13 protein-coding genes are annotated in these 17273 nt (G+C 71.7%); 8 read left to right on the top strand and 5 right to left on the bottom strand.

What is annotated here, in order from left to right; all coding sequences use genetic code 11:
* Positions 1-23: 23 nt before the first annotated feature.
* Together ABZX40_RS29595 and ABZX40_RS29590 are read left to right on the top strand one after the other, a co-directional pair.
* Positions 24-803 carry an ABC transporter ATP-binding protein gene (locus tag ABZX40_RS29595; protein WP_355744674.1) on the top strand — a complete coding sequence of 260 codons (780 nt, stop codon included), beginning with the start codon at positions 24-26 and terminating at the stop codon, positions 801-803.
* A gap of 396 nt (positions 804-1199) precedes the next feature.
* On the top strand, positions 1200-1886 hold the full coding sequence (locus tag ABZX40_RS29590; RefSeq protein ID WP_355744677.1) for a response regulator transcription factor: 687 nt from the start codon (positions 1200-1202) through the stop codon (positions 1884-1886).
* 25 nt (positions 1887-1911) lie between these two features.
* On the opposite strand, the gene ABZX40_RS29585 is transcribed toward ABZX40_RS29590, so the two are convergent.
* Entirely contained in the window at positions 1912-3117 is a 1206-nt protein-coding gene (locus ABZX40_RS29585; RefSeq protein WP_355744680.1) for a histidine kinase, read from the bottom strand.
* Positions 3118-3709: 592 nt separating this feature from the next.
* Here ABZX40_RS29585 and ABZX40_RS29580 point away from each other — a divergent pair.
* The 3 genes from ABZX40_RS29580 (at position 3710) to ABZX40_RS29570 (ending at position 7529) form a co-directional block, all read left to right on the top strand.
* Complete coding sequence (locus tag ABZX40_RS29580; protein WP_355744683.1) at positions 3710-5227, top strand: subtype B tannase; 1518 nt, start codon at positions 3710-3712, stop codon at positions 5225-5227.
* Between the two features lie 330 nt (positions 5228-5557).
* Positions 5558-6847, top strand: a complete 1290-nt coding sequence (locus ABZX40_RS29575) for an alpha/beta hydrolase (protein WP_355744685.1) — start codon at positions 5558-5560, stop codon at positions 6845-6847.
* Positions 6848-6959: 112 nt separating this feature from the next.
* A complete protein-coding gene (locus ABZX40_RS29570) occupies positions 6960-7529 on the top strand; it encodes a hypothetical protein (protein ID WP_355744687.1) in 570 nt (189 codons plus the stop codon).
* A 224-nt stretch (positions 7530-7753) separates the two neighbouring features.
* On the opposite strand, the gene ABZX40_RS29565 is transcribed toward ABZX40_RS29570, so the two are convergent.
* A complete protein-coding gene (locus ABZX40_RS29565; protein ID WP_355744689.1) occupies positions 7754-8356 on the bottom strand; it encodes a TetR/AcrR family transcriptional regulator in 603 nt (200 codons plus the stop codon).
* A 209-nt stretch (positions 8357-8565) separates the two neighbouring features.
* Here ABZX40_RS29565 and ABZX40_RS29560 point away from each other — a divergent pair, with 209 nt between their 5' ends.
* Both ABZX40_RS29560 and ABZX40_RS29555 read left to right on the top strand, forming a co-directional pair.
* On the top strand, positions 8566-9972 hold the full coding sequence (locus ABZX40_RS29560; protein WP_355744691.1) for an MFS transporter: 1407 nt from the start codon (positions 8566-8568) through the stop codon (positions 9970-9972).
* Positions 9973-10067: 95 nt separating this feature from the next.
* Positions 10068-11393 (top strand): carboxylesterase family protein, encoded by a 1326-nt coding sequence (locus ABZX40_RS29555; RefSeq protein ID WP_355744694.1) that lies wholly within the window; start codon positions 10068-10070, stop codon positions 11391-11393.
* Positions 11394-11722: 329 nt separating this feature from the next.
* Here ABZX40_RS29555 and ABZX40_RS29550 read toward each other — a convergent pair whose 3' ends face one another.
* Positions 11723-13177: an APC family permease gene (locus ABZX40_RS29550; protein WP_355744696.1), complete on the bottom strand. Its 1455-nt coding sequence runs from the start codon at positions 13175-13177 to the stop codon at positions 11723-11725.
* Between the two features lie 230 nt (positions 13178-13407).
* Positions 13408-14073 carry a TetR/AcrR family transcriptional regulator gene (locus ABZX40_RS29545; RefSeq protein WP_355744699.1) on the bottom strand — a complete coding sequence of 222 codons (666 nt, stop codon included), beginning with the start codon at positions 14071-14073 and terminating at the stop codon, positions 13408-13410.
* A 92-nt stretch (positions 14074-14165) separates the two neighbouring features.
* Here ABZX40_RS29545 and ABZX40_RS29540 point away from each other — a divergent pair, with 92 nt between their 5' ends.
* Positions 14166-15680 carry an NAD(P)/FAD-dependent oxidoreductase gene (locus ABZX40_RS29540; protein ID WP_355744702.1) on the top strand — a complete coding sequence of 505 codons (1515 nt, stop codon included), beginning with the start codon at positions 14166-14168 and terminating at the stop codon, positions 15678-15680.
* Between the two features lie 246 nt (positions 15681-15926).
* On the opposite strand, the gene ABZX40_RS29535 is transcribed toward ABZX40_RS29540, so the two are convergent.
* Positions 15927-17159: an NAD(P)/FAD-dependent oxidoreductase gene (locus tag ABZX40_RS29535; protein WP_355744705.1), complete on the bottom strand. Its 1233-nt coding sequence runs from the start codon at positions 17157-17159 to the stop codon at positions 15927-15929.
* Positions 17160-17273: the final 114 nt, after the last annotated feature.

Below are 17273 nucleotides of genomic sequence, written 5' to 3'. Positions count from 1 at the left end.
AACATTCCGAAAGGGCGAAAACCATGCTCGACGTACGTGGCCTCAGGAAGGTCTACCAGGGGTCCGGCCGGCAGGTGGAGGCGGTCCGGGACCTCACCTTCACGGTGAAGGCCGGTGAACTCGTCTGTCTGGTGGGCCCGTCGGGCTGCGGCAAGACGACCCTGCTGAAGTGCATGGGGGGACTGCTCGAACCCTCCGGTGGACAGGTGCTGCTCGCCGGTGAGGCGGTCACCGGGCCGCCGCCCGGCATGGCGATCGTCTTCCAGGAGTACGGGCGCAGTCTCTTCCCGTGGATGAAGGTCGGTGAGAACGTCGATCTGCCCCTGAAGCAGAAGGGGACACCGAAGGCGAGGCGCCGGGAGCTGGTCGCCGACGCGCTGCGGTCCGTCGGACTCCCGGACGCCGCCGACGCCTACCCCTGGCAGCTGTCCGGGGGCATGCAGCAGCGTGTGGCCATCGCCCGCGCCCTGGCCTACGAGCCGCAGGTCCTCCTCATGGACGAGCCGTTCGCGGCGGTCGACGCGCAGACCCGCGCGGATCTGGAGGACCTGGTGCGAACGCTGTGGCGGGAGCGCGGGATCACCATCCTGTTCGTCACCCATGACATCGACGAGGCGGTCTACCTCGGTGAGCGGGTGATCGTCCTGTCCGCCTCACCGACCGTCGTCCAGGACGAACTCTCCGTCGACCTGCCCGACGAGCGCGATCAGCTCCACACCCGGGTCACCCCTCGCTTCACCGAACTGCGGACACATGTCTACGAGCAGATCCAGGCGGCGAAGCGGGCGGTGGTGAAGAACTGAAGCACTGGAGGACTGAAGGGTTGAAGCACTGACGGACTGGAGGACTGGAGGGCTGGAGGACCCGGAGACACGAACGGCTCCGCCGCGACCGCCGCCGCCACCGCCGACGACGGGCACCGGTCCGCTGATCCCGGCCGCGCCGCCCCTCCGTCACGCTCAGGAGGGGCGGCGCCCGTCTCTGCCGCGCCGGCGCAATGGGAGGCTCTCCGGCGGTGGCGCGCTCAGGGGGCGTCATCGGCATGAGTGCCGGTCCCCGCCGGAGCGGCACCCCGTACTCGGCATCGCGGCCTCACGGGCCTCGGATCCGGGGAACTCGGCGGCATCGGTCCGGCCGCTCCCGGGACAGCCCCGCACTTACCCGGAGACTAAGTCTCCGCTTTGCCGTATGGTGTCGGCATGAACGATGCCTCGATCCGGGTGGCCATCGCCGACGATCAAGCACTGCTGCGGGGCGGCTTCCGCGTTCTGATCGACTCGACCGCCGATCTGACGGTGGTGGGCGAGGCCGCGACGGGCCGCGAGGCCATCGAGGTCGTCCGCCGCACCACACCGGATGTCGTCCTCATGGACATCCGTATGCCCGAGCTGGACGGTCTCGCCGCCACGCGGGAGATCGTCTCGGATCCGGCACTGGACGGCGTCCGCATCGTCATCCTCACCACCTACGAGGTGGACGAGTACATCCTCACCGCCCTGCGGGCCGGGGCGTGCGGCTTTCTGGGGAAGGGGATGCGCCCGGCGGAACTGCCGGAGGCCATCCGTATCGCGGCGCGCGGCGAGGCGCTGCTCTCCCCCAAGGCGACCCAGACCCTGATCGCGAGATATCTGGCGCTGCCCGACGGACCGCCGCCCGCCGTGTCCGGGCAGCTGGCCGATCTCACCGACCGCGAGCGGGAGATCGTGGCGCTGGTGGCCGAGGGACTGTCCAACGAGGTCATCGCCGACTATCTGATCATCTCCCGCCAGACCGTCCGCACCCATGTGCACCGGGCCATGGCCAAACTCGGCGCCCGGAACCGGGCACAGCTCGTGGTGTTCGCCTATCAGACGGGGCTGGCCCGCCCCTCGGCGGCGGACCTCTAGGACCGGGCCCACCGGCACCGGATCGCTACCCGTGAGCCGGGCGGCGGCCGGGCTGCTCCGGCCGGGAGGCGGGAAGCAGGGCGTCCACGCTGAACCGCTCGGTGTCCCGCTCGACATCGAGGTGACCGCCGACCGAGGCCGCCCGCTCGTGCAGACCCAGCAGACCGCTCCCGGTCCCCCAGCGTTCCCGGCGAGGCGCCGCGGACCCGGCCGCTGAATCCCGCCCCGCCGCACCGCCGTCGACCGGGTTGACCACCGTGATCCGGAGCCGGTGCGCGGTGCTGGACAGACGTACCGTCGCCGTCCGGGGCGTGGCGTATCTGAGCGCGTTCGTCAGGGACTCCTGGATGATGCGGTACCCGGCCAGGCTCACGGCCGGGCTCAGGGCGGGGGTCTGCGCCCCGTCGTGCTGGAGGTCGATCGCCAGACCGGCGGCCCGGAATCCGGCGAGGAGATCGTCGAGGCGGTCGAGGCCGGGCAGGGGCTCCGGCGGGGACTGCGCCGGGGCGTCGCCGTCGGGCTGGCGCAGGACGGTCAGGATGGTGCCGAGTTCGGAGAGCGTGGCGCCGCTCGCCGTGATGACATGCTCGATCGCCGTCTCGGCGGCGTCGGGTTCCCGGCGCAGCAGTTCGGCGGCCACTCCGGCCTGGAAGTTGATCACGGTGATGCTGTGGGCCACGATGTCGTGCAGTTCGCGGGCGAGCCTCAGGCGCTCCTCGGCCACCCGCCGGGACGCCTCCGCCTCCCGGGTCCGTTCGGCGCGCTCGGCGCGGTCCTTGATGGCCCGGATGTAGGCGCGCCGGCTCCTGGCCGCGTCACCGATGGCGGTGGCCGCGGCCAGCCAGGCGATCAGGACGAAGTTGGCGGGGTCGAAGAAGTGACGGCCCGTCACAAGGAGCGCCGGGACCGAGATCACCGCGGCGGTGACCGTGCCGACGATCACCGCCCGGGTGCGCGAGGCCGCCACGGCAGCCGAGTACAGCGCCACCAGACAGCACACGATCCCCGGGCCGGGCTCCCCCCTCCACAGCAGCACGGCGAGGAAGACGACGGCCGTCATGGCGAGGGCGGGCACCGGCATGGTCCGCCGCACCGTGAGCGGCGCCGCCGAGAGGAAGGTGACCAGCACCGCGGACCCTACCGGGACGCCCTCGCCGAGGAATCCGGGGAGGACGATGCCCGCGCAGACAGCCGCCAGCGCCCCGTCGACCAGGAACGGATGTCCGGGCACCCGGCCACGGATTCCCCCCGGCGCACGCGCACGCGTCCCCTCACCCGCACTCGCACTCGCACTCGCACTCGCACTCGCACTCGCCACCGAGCCCCGGGCAGCCATTTCCCGCGGCCGGAGCACACGCACACCGTTCACGCCGTTCACCGTACGCGCCGCAGCCGGTGCGGACACCCCGCCCGCAGCAGCGGAACCGGAGCCGCCCTGTCCGCGCCCGCCGTACCGCACCCACGCGGCGAGCTGCGCCTTTACGGCGGCCAGGGGTCCCGGCGACCCGCCCGCCCTACGCCGCCCCGCGTAGGCCGCGCGGCAGGATACGGCGGACGCCGTAGGCGGGAGTGACGGCGTCCAGGGGACGCGCCGACCGAAGAGCAGCAGGCAGTTTGAGCGCATCGCACCCCATGCGACGAGGCCACCGCATCGGCTCCGGTACAGCTCGCCAGACCAGGGAGCCGCGACCGCACAGCCCGATACCCGCCGACCCGACTCCCCTGCGCGGCACAGGCCGAGCGCCACCCGCCCGCACCGCCGCCAGGAGCGTCAGCCGTCGGAGAGTGGCCCCACCCACCCGCACTCCGCGAAGGACAACGATGTGAAGCGCCGAATCTTCCTTTCCGGTACGGCAGCCACCGCCGCGGGAGCGGCCACCGCCTGGTACAGCGGCGGTACGCGGGACGCGGCGGCGTCGACCGGTGACTCACTGGCATTCCCCCGGACCGCGTACACCACGGCGACGAAGACCGTCACGACGGCCGACGGCAGCCAGAAGCGGGTCACCTACCGGCTCTGGCAGAACGTCGTCTATGTGTCCCGGCCCGTGGACGCGACCTACCAGAGCCTCAAGGTCGAGGAGCCGTTCGAGATCGACGGGAAGGCGGTCAACGCCTCCCGCGCCCCGATCTTCTTCTACATCCCGATCGGCGGTTTCATGGCGGGCACCGCCTCCGGCAACACCGGCGGCGGAGGCGGCACCCCCACCCCGGGACCCACGAACGGCCCGCTGCCCCCCGGGGCGGGCGACCGGGGCCGGAACGCGGAGCTGGCCCTCGCCGCCGGCTATGTCGTGGTCACCTCGGGCGCCCGGGGCCGGAACAACGTCAAGGACGGCACGTACTACGGCAAGGCGCCCGCCGGGATCGTCGACCTCAAGGCGGCGCTGCGGTACATCCACCGGAACAGGGGCTCGCTGCCCGGCAACCCGAGCAAGATCATCACCAATGGCGGCAGCGCCGGTGGCGCCTTCTCGGCCGTGCTGGGCGCCTCGGCGGGCAGCCCGCTGTTCGAGCCCTACCTCCAGGAGATCGGCGCGGCCAAGGCGAGCGACGCGGTGTTCGCGTCCGCCTGCTTCTGCCCGATCATCGACCTGGGCAACGCCGACAAGGCGTACGAGTGGATGTTCGGCTCGGCCGAGTTGTCCGGCGCGCTGGTCGACCAGGTGGCCTCCAAGGAACTGGCCTCGCAGTTCGCGGCGTACCAGGCATCGCTCGGCGTCCGGGGCATCAACCGTTTCGGCCGGGTGACCGCCGCCAACTACGACCGCTACCTGCTGGAGAACTACCTCCGGCCGGCCGCGACCCACCGTCTGCGGTCCCTCTCCACCGCCGACCGGGCGGCCTATCTCACCGCCAACCCCTTCATCACCTGGTCGGGCAGCAAGGCGTCCTTCACCTGGGACGGCTTCATCGAGCATGTGGGCCGGTCCCGCTCCCTCCCGGCGTTCGACGACAAGAACATGGCCCAGCCGGAACCCGGCTACTTCGGCGACGCCACCCGCAACGCCCGCCACTTCACCGACTTCGGCCTGCGCTACGCGACCGGCGACAGCACCGCCACCGTCGACAGCGACATCCCGCACAAGGTCCGGCTGGTCAACCCGATGCACTATCTGAGCCAGGAGAACCCGCGGCGGGCGCGCCGGTGGTGGCTGCGGATCGGTACCAGCGACACCACACACTCCCTGACCGCCATCACCAACCTCGCCCTCAAGACCCAGAACCTCGGCGACGAGGTCAACTTCAAGATGTTCTGGGACGGCGGCCACGGCGCCAACGACGACCCCGGCGACATGATCACGTGGATGGGCCGGATCACCGGGTACGCCGCCCGGTAGCACCACGGGGCTCATACGGGCCCGGGGCTCGTACGGCCTCGTGCGGCCTCGCATGGGCCCGCAGGGGCTCGCACGGCCTCGCACGGGCCCGCACGGCCTCGCCGTCGCCCCTCGGGGTGGTCGGGCGCATCGATTGCCCGACCACCCCGGCTCCTCACCCCCGCCCCCACCCCCACGCCCACCCCCACCACCACCTCCCCTTCCCTGCTCTCGGCGCCTCGTCACCCTGAAACGGAGATGCTATCTCCGTTTCATGTAGAGTAGGGAAATGGAAACGGAGATCCGATCTCCGTATACCGCACCATTCCGCGAGACCCCACGGGAGAATCCGTGCTGCACCAACACTCCAGCCCCACCGACCCCGCCACGATCGGCCGCCGGCGCCCGGCGCGACGCCGGGCGAGGGGCACCGCCCTCATCGCCGTCACCCTGGTGACCGCGCTCGCGCTGACCGCCTGCTCCTCCGACGACTCCTCGGACGAGGCAGCCGCCGCGCCCTCCTCGGCGTCCCCGTCGTCGTGCCCGACCGCGGAGATGAGCATGCCCCAGGGCGGTGACATGCCGGAGGGCATGCCCAGTGACATGCCGGAGGGCATGCCGTCCGACATGCCCGCGGGCGGCGCGATGGACCTCGGCGAGGCCACCAGCATCAAGGAGACCGACAACAGCACCAGCACCGTCATCGACCCTCAGGGCCCCGCGATCACCTGCGACACCTCGGCCGTCACCACCACGAACGACATCACCTACTCCACCCCCACCACCGACGGCACCAGCACCGAGCTGAAGCTCGACATCCAGGTACCCAAGGACACCTCCGAGGCCAAGCCCCTGGTCGTCTACCTCACCGGCGGTGGCTGGCAGCGCGCCGAGCGCACCGGCAACCTCGACCAGCGCACCTATGTGACCAACCAGGGCTATGTCGTCGCCAGCATCCAGTACCGCACCACCGTCGACGGCGGCACCTACACGGACGCCCTGACGGATGTGAAGTCCGCGATCCGCTATCTGCGGGCCAACGCCGACACCTACAACATCGACACCGACAATGTCTTCGTCTGGGGCCAGTCGGCCGGCGGCTACCTCGCCGCCATGACCGGGGTCACCAACGGCGACGACACCTATGACGCGGGCGACCATCTCGACCAGAGCAGCGATGTCCAGGGCGTCATCGACGAGTTCGGCCCCGCGAACCTCTCCCGCATCGCGGACGACTACGACCAGGCCGCCAAGGACAGCAACTACGAGGCGGGCAACCCGGCCGCCCAGTGGGTCTACGGTGCCGGTACCACCAAGTCGACCAAGGAGTACACCAGCGAGGTGGCCGCCGCCGACCCCGCCACCCACATCACCTCCGACACGGCGCCGTTCCTGCTCCTGCACGGCAGCGCCGACCCGCTCGTCTCCCCCAGCCAGACGCTGAACCTCTTCAACTCCCTGACCGAGGAGGGTGTGGACGCCGAGCGCGTGGTGCTCACCGGCGCGGGCCACGGCGACATGACCTTCGGCCCGGCCGCGACCGCCGCGGACGGCTCCGAGGACGCCGAGAACGTCCTGCCCTGGTCCACCGAGGAGACCATGAGCCACATCACGGACTTCCTCGCCGACAAGACCGGCTGACACCCGCAGCAGAGCACTAGCAGTAGCACTAGCAGAAGCAGAAGTAGCGCAGTGGCTTTCGCCCTCCCGCCCGCCAGGGACGGAAGCTCAACAATGAGAGGACCGGCATCACATGGGATACATCCGCGGGTTCGTCCCCTGGATCGCGTCAGGCGTCGTCTCGGCGGTCGCCGACTGGCGCTGGGGCGCGGTGGCAGGCTTCGTCACCGGGGTGCTGCTGCTCCTTCAGGACCGGCGCCGGGGGGTGGCCCTCGACGCCCTGGTCCTGGAGGCCAGCAGCATCATCTACTTCGCCGTCATCGGGACCTATGCCTTCATCTCCCCCGACTCGGCGGTCGCGGAGTACAACGGCACGCTGTCCTTCGTCTGGCTGGCCGGGACCGCGTGGTTCAGCCTGGCCGTCCATCGCCCCTTCACCCTCGGGATCGCCCGCAGGCAGGCGCCGGAGGAGTACTGGAATCACCCCGGCTTCATCGCCGTCAACAATGTCATCACCGCGGTGTGGGCGGGCGGGTTCACCTTCATCTTCGTCGCGCTGACCGTGTGCGAGCTGACGGACGCCTCGGGCTGGCTCCAGGGTCTGGCCCATGGGGTGGGGCTAGTCGTCCCGGCCGTCGTCACCAAGGTCTATCCCGCGCGGATCCAGGCCCGGATGGCGGCCCTCAGGCCCCAGGCGGGGTGACGAGCGGAAGGCTGAGCCGGTTGGTCACCGGCTGCCGGACGACGGACAGCCGGTGATGCGACACGGACCACGGGTAGCCCGATCACTTCGATCGGGCTACCCGTCCTGACGTTCCGGGACCTCACCCGCGGGCTCGTTCACGAGCGCAGTTGACTATACATTTGTTCAGTTACCTAGCGCGGCGTGCCGCCTACCCCCACCTACGCCACTCCACACCACCGAGGTCATTCGGTGACGAGCCACACCACCTCATCGACGAAGTCGAAAAGGGCGTCGGCGGCCACCGGATCCCCGGAGGAGTGCCAGAGCGCGACCCGGCCATGGGCGGCCGTGAAGACCAGGACCGCGGCTCGCCGCGCCGGCAACCGCAGCCGTACGCCGGCCCGCTGGCAGCGCTCGAAGGCCGTGGCCACCTTGGTGACGAGGTCGATCATCGGCCCGCTCCGCGGGGCCGTCAGGGGCTGATGGTTGATCAGCAGGCGGTAGTGACCGGGGTTGTCCACCACGAACTGACAGTAGGTGCGCACCTGGGCCCGCACCCGCTCCAGCACGGCGTCCGGCGGGCATGACTCGTCGGCCGCGTCCATGGCCTGCGAGATCTGCTCGTAGTCGTACCCGATCAGCCCCTTGACCAGTGCCGACTTGTCGGCGAAGTGCTGGTAGATGGCGCCGGGCGAGATGCCCGCGGCGCGGGCGACGCCACGGATCGTCAGCCCTTCCTCGCCGCCCAGTTCGGACAGCAGGCGTGCGGCTGCCTCCAGGATCTCCAGGCGGAGCCGGTCGCCCTGCCCTCGTGGATTGCGCGCTCGCTGCGATGTCTCGGCCACGAGGCACTTTAACCGGTGACGCCGGATTCGGCGCCCTCCATGACCTCGGTCACATCCCACCCGATCACGGGCCGCACCCGCCGGGACGGGGCGCTACGCCGCCCTCCATGAATGAACGAATGTTCAGTTACCGAGGGTGGCGGCGTGCGTCGACACCCCCGCCCTCCACAGCCACCGGAGAACCTCATGAGCATCAGCAAGAACAGAGCGTGAGCGTCGACAAAGACGAGAAGGGCGAGACGGCCGAGAAGGGCGAGAAGGGCGAGAAGGGCGATAGGGACGACGAGGAAACGCCCCGTGGCGGGCGGGCCCCCGGGTGGATTCCCGCTCTTCTCGGAGTCGTCTACGGACTCGCCACCACCGGTACGTCCGCCCTCGCGGTGAGCCTGCCCCAGGTCTCGGGTGAGTTCGACATCAGCGCGAGCGGCGCCGCCTGGGCGATCAGCGTCTACACGGTGATGCTGGCCGTGGCGACCCCGCTGCACGGACGGCTGGCCGACGCGTACGGGCTGCGGGTGCCGCTGATCGTCGGGGTGGTGACGATGTCGGTCGGCGCGGTCGCCGCCGCGCTGGCCCCGTCGTTCCCGCTGCTGCTCGTCGCGCGGATCGTGCAGGGCTTCGGTGGGGCGAGCATCGCGGTGCTGACCACCGCGCTGCTCTCGGCGCTCTGGGAGGGTCCGGCGCGCGGTGCGGCACTGGGCCGGGTGACCGGGGTGGGTGCCACATTCAGCGCGCTGGGCCCGCTCATCGGCGGTGCGCTGGAGAATCTCGGGGGGTGGCGGCTGGCGGTGACCATGCCCGCGCTCGGGCTGCTCGCCCTTCCCTGCCTGGCCCGGCTCGCGCCGTCCGGCGGTTCCGGCAACCGTATCGACCGGACCGGCGCCCTGCTCGTGGCGACCGCCGCGTCCGGGCTCGTCCTGCTGTTGCAGTCGCCGTCGTCGGGTGCGGTCACGGGCGTCATCGGCGCGGTGCTCCTCGCCTCGGGCGCTCCCGCTGTCGTCGCCTGGGTGCGGGCCCGGCCGCAGGGGTTCCTGCCACGCCCGGTCGTCACCAACCCGGTCGTGCTGCGCAGCGCGTTCGCGGCCTCCGCCATCCCGGCGAGTTGGTTCGCGCTGCTCGTCGGGGTGCCCAGTGTGGCCGCGGGCTGGGGCTGGACGCCGCTGGAGACGGGTCTGCTGATGCTGCCCGCGGCGGTCGTCGGACTGGTGGCGCCGTCGTTCTGCCGCAAGGCGCTCGCCAAGCTGGGTGCCCGGCTCGCCATCACCGTCGCCTGCACCCTCGCGATGCTGGCCCTGCTGGTCGCCGCGGCCGGGGCCGCCATGGACTCGGCTCCGGTGCTGGCGGTGGGCGTCGCCCTGACCACCGTGTCGTTCGCGATGGGCCAGCCCGCCATGATGTCGGCCGTCAGCGAGGCGGTGGACGCCGCCGATCGTGGCGTCGCCATCGGGATCGCGACGCTGGTGTCCTTCACCGGTGCCAGCGTCGGCGCCTCCCTGGTGGGCGGCCTCGGCGGGGTGGCGAGCCTGTCGACGGTGTTCCTCGTGCTGACGGCGCTGCCGGTGCTGGGGCTGACCGTCCTGCTGCTGGCCGGGCGGCGGCGCGCCGCACTCGCATGACCGTGCCGGTGCCGCCTCCGCCGCTGCCAGTGCCGGGGCGGCCCCGCCCGGCCGAACCCCCAGTCCCCCCCACGCACACAACAAGGAACCCCACCATGAGCACAGTCACCCCCACCGGATCCGTTCTCGCCCGCCCAGAGTCCGGCCCGGTCACCGGCCTCCGTGGCACGGACCGGCTGCTGCGGTTCCCCGGGATCCGCTACGGAACGGCCGAGCGGTTCGCCCGGCCGGTCCGCGCCGACCGGCACGGCGGCCCCGTCGACGCGACCCGGCCGGGCCCGGTCTGCCCGCAACTGCCCTCCCGTCTGGAACCGGTCTACGGCCCGCACCGGAACGAGCCGCCGCAGTCCGAGGACTGTCTGTATCTGGCGATCACCACACCGGCTCTCACCGGGAACCGGCCGGTGATGGTGTGGGTGCACGGCGGCGGGTATCTGACCGGTGGCGGCACGCTCCCCCAGCACGACGGCGGGCGGCTCGCCGCCGACGGTGATGTCGTCGTCGTGTCGGTCAACTACCGGCTGGGCGCGCTGGGTTTCCTGGCCCTCGAAGGCGTCAGCGACGGCAATCTCGGCCTGTACGACCAGATCCTCGCGCTGGAGTGGGTGCGCGACAACATCGCCGCGTTCGGCGGTGATCCGGCGAACGTCACCCTGTTCGGCCAGTCCGCCGGGGCGACCTCGGCGCTCGCGCTGCTGTCGGTCCCGCGCGCCCGGCGGCTGATCCGCCGGGTGATCGCGCAGAGCGCACCGGCCCTGTCCAGGCTCCCCACCCGTGACGAGGCGTTCGCGGCCGGGCCCCGCTTCGCCGAGGCGGCCGGGGGCGATCTGCGGACCCTCCCGGTCCGGGCGATCCTCGACGCCCAGGCCAGGACCGAGCGGTGGAACACCGCATCGCCGTCGCGGGCGGGGACGGTGTCGTTCCGGCCCGCGCTGACGGCTCCGTTCCCGGACGCCGGGACCCGTGAGCGGACCTTCCGGTCGGCGCCCGTGCCGGATCTCGTCATCGGCTGCACCTCCCGGGAGGGCGGCGCGTTCGTCGTCGGCGCCCCGACCCCGGTGCCCGAGGAGGCCGTCGCGGCGATGTCCCGTACGACGTTCATCGAGCCCGCGCACGAGATCGGCCGCCGGGTCCTCGACGCCGGTGGAGCGGCCTTCGTGTACGAGTTCGGCTGGGCGCCGGTGGAAGGGGGGTTCGGCGCGGTGCACGGCATCGAGGTGCCGTTCCTGCTGGGGACGCGGGAGGCGTGGGCCGGGAGCCCGGTCCTGGGCACCACCGACTGGGCCACCGTAGAAGCCCTGGGCCGGACCCTCCGGCAGAGCTGGGCGCGTTTCGCGTGGCACGGATCGCCGGGCACCGCCGGGTTCGCGTGGCCGCGTTGGGACGGCGAGGAGGTGTCCGTGCGGCGGATCGGTCGGTGACTTGTATGTGCCCTGTGCCCCTGCCGTCGCGGAGTTGACCGGGCGGCCGGGGCGCGCGCCGCGAAGGGCCTTTCCCCGGCGCGTCGCGCCGCACCGCTTAGGCGGGGGGTGGGGTCGTGCCTCACCTCTTCGGGGAGGGGAGGGGTCGTGCCTCACCGCTGCGGGGAAGGAGCGTGGCGGGACGGCCATTCGTCCGGTTGCGGGCGGTGGGCGGCTCGCGTTCCGGCGGGCCGGATTCACGGGCGGGGCAGGGACGATGGGCGCCGGTACCCGGGTGGGCCTGCCGGCCGACGCCCGGCCACCGGTCACCGGTCTCCGCAGTCACCCGGTCAGACCGAGGCCGTCTCCGAGGCCGTCCCCAAGGGCGCCTCCGCGGTGCGGGCGAGGCGGTCGGCCCGTCGGGCGAGCGGGAAGTAGAGCAGGAACGAGCCGCCGACCACGACGAGGCAGTACACCACGGCCTGCCGGCCCTCCGAGACATACTGCTGCCAGGTGGCCCAGACACTGATGCCCAGGAGGGACACCGTCACCAGGCCCACCGAGAACCAGCCGCCGGGGATGCGGAAGGGGCGGCGCAGGTGCGGCTCGCGGATGCGCAGCGCGATGAGGGCCGCGACCTCCAGCAGGATGCCCAGGTTGGTGAGGAAGACGTCGAAGACGATCAGGTCGGCGAAGCTGCTCATGCAGAACATCGCGTAGACCACCGAGGAGCCGATGATGGAGACGACCGGGATCTTGCGGCGTGGGCTCTCGCGGGCGAACACCGCGGGCAGATAGCGGTCCTGGGCGAGCGCGTAGGGCAGTCGGCTGTTGGAGGCGAGCAGGGCGGAGAACAGGGCCACGGCGGCGACCATCCCGCCGACGGTCACCGTCCACTGGAGCCAGGGCCCGGCCAGGCTGAGCGCGACATCGGAGAAGGAGCCCTCGTCCCAGTTCGCCCAGCCGTCGGAGCCGTCCTTGCCGACGCTGAGCGCGGCCAGCGCGGGCAGTACATAGCTGAGCATGATGAGGGTGACGGAGATGGCGAGGGCGCGGGGAAGGTGTTTACGGGGATTCTCCATTTCACCGGCCACGGTGCTGACCGCGTCCCAGCCGCAATAGGCCCACATGACCACGAAGAGTCCGTCGCCGAACGCGTCCCACCCGGATTGTTCGGGACTGCTGGTCAGTTCGCCGACCGGATTCGCTCCGGTCTGGACCAGATGCGCGAAGCCGATGACGGTGAGGATCAGCATCGGGGTGAGGCAGAGAATTCCGAAGAGTACGGAGGATTCGCCGACCCAGCCGGCGCCGAGCAGATTCAGTCCGGTGAAGACGACGATCACCGCGACACAGATGAACCAGTTGAGGTCGAATTCCAGGGGGCCGGCCGTGAAGAGCACATGCTTTCCCGGTGCCACATCGGCGACGATGCTCTGGAGGTAGCTGGTGAACAGCACCGGATAGAGCGCCATGTCGACAAAGCTGCATATCCATTGAAGCATGCCCTGCTGGAATCCCCAGAAGCGGCCGAGCCCGCGTTTGACCCAGTGATAGTAGCCGCCCTCTTCCGGAATCGCAGTGCCGAGTTCGGCGACGACCAGTGAATGCGGGATCGCATAGATCAGCGGGGTTATCAGGAGCAGGATCATGCCCATTCCCGGGCCGGATGTGGAGAACAGTTCCTCGATTCCGTAGGCGCCGCCGGACACACAGAAGAAAATGAGTGCGACCAGCGGAAGAAGGCGTACTTTCCTTGTCTCGGGAAGGGGGAGGGAAGGGTTTTTGGGCAGAGCTCTGGCCATGGCGAACGCTCCGGGTTTGCAAGATCATGCCTCGTGAGGGCAGTCATTGTGTGAGCGAAGACCGATGACGTCAACGTCCGAAATGTCGGAATCTCCCGGGCGCACCCGTCCCTCCGGGGCGCATCGCCCACAGTGGCGGAAAGCCGTCGCGCATGCCCTCACCTGCGTCGCACGGTCACGTCCGGGCGGCGCGTCACCCGGCGCCGGAACCCGCCGGGAACGATACGAAATCAGCCGGACGAAGCCGGGAGCGCCCGGTCGAGGTAGGCCGCGACCACGCCGTGCGCCATGGCCGGATCGACCACCGGGTCATCCAGCGCGACCTGCACGGACAGTCCGTCCAGCAGCGCGGCGTATGTGGTCGCGACCTGCCGGGCCCGGTCCGGCTCCAGCGGGAGTTCGCCGACGAGCCGCAGGACCAGCGCCCGCCACCGGTCGTCCTGGGCCGCCCGCATCGCCGCGATCTCCTCGTGGCGTACGGCGTGCGCCCAGGAATCCAGCCACACGGCCCGCAGTTGCGGGTTGCCCCCCTCCGCCGAGAGGACCCTTCCGGCGAGCGCCAGCAGCCGGTCGCGGACCGCGCCGTCGTCGTGGAGGATCTCGTCGGCCGCCGCGTAGAACCGGTCCTCGACGTCCCGCAGGGCCTGGACCAGCAGCCGGTCGAGGGTCTCGAAGTGGTAGACGACCGTACCGCCGCTGACCTGGGCCCGTTCGGCGATCTGCGCGACCCGGGTCTGTGCGAAGCCCTGTTCGCGGATCACCTCGGCCGCGGCCCGCAGGATCCGCTCCCGACTCCCCTCGGACGCCGTGCCGTCGGCCGCGACGGGCGCCGGGGCGGACCGGCCGTCCCTGGCGGCAGCCCCGTCCGCGCGCTTCGCGAATCGACCCCGTGGCATTGCCGTCCTCCCGCGCCGCTCTTGACGGGACAGCTTAACCCGCTGCTACATTCATCTGAATGTTCATTCAAATTTGACGAAGGTCGGTTCTCATGCCAAGCGGACACCTGGACACCGTGGTGATCGGCGCCGGGATCGCCGGACTGACGGCGGCACGGCTGCTGACCGCGGCCGGACTGCGGGTGACGGTGCTGGAGGCAAGGGACCGGACCGGGGGCCGTACCTGGACCGAGGTCGGCCCCGAGGGGCGGACCCTGGACCTGGGCGCGTCCTGGATCCACGGCGTCGACGGCAACCCACTGGCCGCCCTGGCCGCCCGACTCGGCCTGGAAACAAGGGAGTTCAGCGTCGGCAGCTCCCAGCCGGACGGCCATCCGGCCGCCTTCTACGACACCACCGGCACCCGGCTCACCCCACCGCAGGCGGCGTCCTGGGCGGCCGACGTCCGGACCGCGGACCGTGCGCTGCGCCGGGCGATCGCCACGGCCGGCCCCGGCACCTCCTACGCCACCGTGCTCGAACGGGCCCTCGCCGCCCAGGACTGGGACGCCGAACGCCTGGAGCGAGTGCGGGCCTATCTGCGGCACCGGGCCGAGGAGGAGTGCGGGGCCCAGGTCGGCGACCTGGACCGGGAGTTCCTGGGCGACACCCCCGTCCCCGGCGCCGAGGTCGTCTTCCCCGGCGGGTACGACGCCTTCGCCAGGGTCTTCGCGGACGGGGTCGACGTACGACTCGGACACTGGGCCCGCGTCCTGGCCTGGGGCGCGGACGGGGTACGGGTGGAGGCGCGGACACGCCTTCGCCGTCCCGAAGACCGGTCCGACGACCGTCCCGACGACCGGTCCAACGGGGGGTCCGGCGACGGGTCCTGGGCGGACCGGGGCGGGGACGGTGGTCAGGGCACGCGGGGTGGTCAGAGTGAACGGGGTGGACGGGGTGGACGGGCGCTGCCCTGGAAGAAAGCCGCCCGCTTCAGCGCGGACCACGCCGTGGTCACCGTCCCGCTCGGGGTGCTCAAGGCGGGTGGGCTCCTCTTCTCGCCGCCCCTGCCGGCCACGGTGTCCGACGCGATCGGCTCCCTCGGCATGGGCGCATTCGACAAGGTGTTCCTCCACTTCCCCCACCGGTTCTGGGACGAAGGGGTGTACGTCGTACGGCAGTTGGGGCGGAGCGACGGACCGTGGCACACCTGGTACGACGTCTCCGCGACCGTCGGTGTCCCCACCCTGCTGGCGTTCGCCGGGGGCACGGCGGCCCGCGAACTGGAGTCGGCGGACGACGCCGCGATCACCGCCTCGGGACTGAGCGCGCTGCGGGAACTCTACGGGGACCGGGTACCGGCTCCGCTCGGCGTCCGGGTCACCCGCTGGTGCCAGGACCCCTTCGCGCGCGGCGCGTACTCCTATCTCGCGGTGGGCGGCTCGGCCGAGGACCACGACCGGGTCGCCACACCGGTCGGCGGGGTTCTCCACCTCGCCGGTGAGGCGACCTGGTCGGACGACCCCGCCACGGTGCAGGGGGCACTGCTGTCCGGGCACCGGGCTGCCGAGCGGATTCTCGGACGGCCGGTCGACCTCGCCGACCTCACCCGGCCACTTCTCCCGTAGCGGCACGGCGGCCGACCGTCGAGGACCGTCCTGGCGCGGCTCCCCCACCCCGGCCGGGCGGCTGCCGCCGGGAATCCTCTGCCTGGGGGCTCCCGGCGGTAGGCGTAGGTGGTCAGCGATCGGCTATCGCCGGTCGGCGATCGGCCATCGCCAGTCGGCGGAAGGCCGTCGCCGGTCAGCGGAAGGCCGTCAGTGGTGGGCCGTCGCCAGTCAGCTGACGGCCGTCAGCCATAGAGCCCTCGCCGGTCAGTCACCAAGTCGCCGCAGAATCCGCGCGGCGGCCCGTTCCCCGCTGCGGATCGCGCCTTCCATCAGACCGGTGAAGTCCGGGTCCGTGTACTCCCCCGCCCAGTAGACGCTGCCGGTGGGTTCCTCCAGCGCCCGCTCCGACGGGCCGCCGGACGTGGGGGCGTGTGCCGAGTAGGCGCCCCGGGCGAACGGGTCCCGGGACCAGACGGTGGTGAGGGCATCGGCGTCCTCCGCGATGTCCAGGTCCGGCCGGAGCCGCCGTACGTCCGCCGTCCAGGCGCCGGGGCCGAGGTGCAGGCCCGCGGCCTCGATCGCCTGGCGCGACCCCATGAACCCGTTGAGGACGGGGGGAGCCGTGCCCGTCGTGTCCCGTGCCGTCCAGGTCCAGTACCGGCCGCGCACCGACATCACCGCGCTCGTGGACGGTCGCTTCCGCAGCGGGACGTGCAGTTTCGCCGCGTGGCCCTGGACGGTCCCGGCGAGCGCCGCGTCCCGCCGAGCGTCGCCGGGGAGCGTGATCGCGTGCTCACCGCGGACCAGCGCCAGCGGCAGCGCGACCAGCACCGCGTCGAACTCCTGGCTGCCGGTGGCCGTCGCGACCACGGCTCCGCCCCCGTCGAGGTCGGTCACCCGCTCGACGGGGGTGTTGTAGTGGACCGCGGCCCCGAGCCGTGCGGCCAGTGCGTCGGGCAGCCGCTGGTTGCCGCCCGCCACCCGCCAGCTCGGCCCGGGAACGAACGACGCGACCTGCTCCAGCGCGCGGGCGGTCACCTCGTGCGCGCCGACCGCCGTGGAGATCTCGACACGGGCCCGCACGGCCTCCACCAGACGGGGGTCGAGTGCGAGGTGGGTGAGGACCTCCCCGGCGGAGGGAGCGCCGAGGTGCTGTCCGGCCCGGCGCACGGCCTCCCGGCCGGCCGCCACGACATCGCCGGTGCCGAAGGCCGGTAGATCACCGAGTTCGCGGACGTAGTAGCTCATGCCGGTGTCGACCAGGTCCAGCCCGGTCTCGGCGAGCAGCCGACGCAGGGCGGTGTAGCCGTCGAGGACGAACTCCGCGCCCCGTTCGACGACCTGGTCATGGCCTTCGGCGCGGACCGTGCCGGACCACACCCGGCCGCCCGCGCGGTCGCGTGCCTCCAGCACGGTGGTGTCTATTCCGTTGCGGACGAGTTCCCGGGCCGCGGCGAGACCGGCGAGTCCGGCCCCGACGACTGCGATGCGCTGCACTGGGTGACCTCTTCTCCCCTATGTACGGCCGCCCGTACGCGTCTGCCGATGCCGTGCCGGCGCGGCCGTCCCTGTGTGGTTCGCGCTCACCGTAGGAGGGGTCACCCGGCCCCC

Source organism: Streptomyces sp. NPDC004610, assembly GCF_040609715.1.
In the GTDB taxonomy this organism is placed as follows: Bacteria; Actinomycetota; Actinomycetes; order Streptomycetales; family Streptomycetaceae; genus Streptomyces.
The sequence above is the reverse complement of the archived record's forward strand: the minus strand, read 5'-3'. Positions and strand labels throughout refer to the sequence as shown.

Coding starts and splice junctions, on each gene's coding strand:
- ABZX40_RS29570 (WP_355744687.1), top strand. CDS start 6,960: ATGGGATACATCCGCGGGTTCGTCCCCTGGATCGCGTCAGGCGTCGTC.
- ABZX40_RS29540 (WP_355744702.1), top strand. CDS start 14,166: ATGCCAAGCGGACACCTGGACACCGTGGTGATCGGCGCCGGGATCGCC.
- ABZX40_RS29595 (WP_355744674.1), top strand. CDS start 24: ATGCTCGACGTACGTGGCCTCAGGAAGGTCTACCAGGGGTCCGGCCGG.
- ABZX40_RS29590 (WP_355744677.1), top strand. CDS start 1,200: ATGAACGATGCCTCGATCCGGGTGGCCATCGCCGACGATCAAGCACTG.
- ABZX40_RS29550 (WP_355744696.1), bottom strand. CDS start 13,177: ATGGCCAGAGCTCTGCCCAAAAACCCTTCCCTCCCCCTTCCCGAGACA.
- ABZX40_RS29555 (WP_355744694.1), top strand. CDS start 10,068: ATGAGCACAGTCACCCCCACCGGATCCGTTCTCGCCCGCCCAGAGTCC.
- ABZX40_RS29545 (WP_355744699.1), bottom strand. CDS start 14,073: ATGCCACGGGGTCGATTCGCGAAGCGCGCGGACGGGGCTGCCGCCAGG.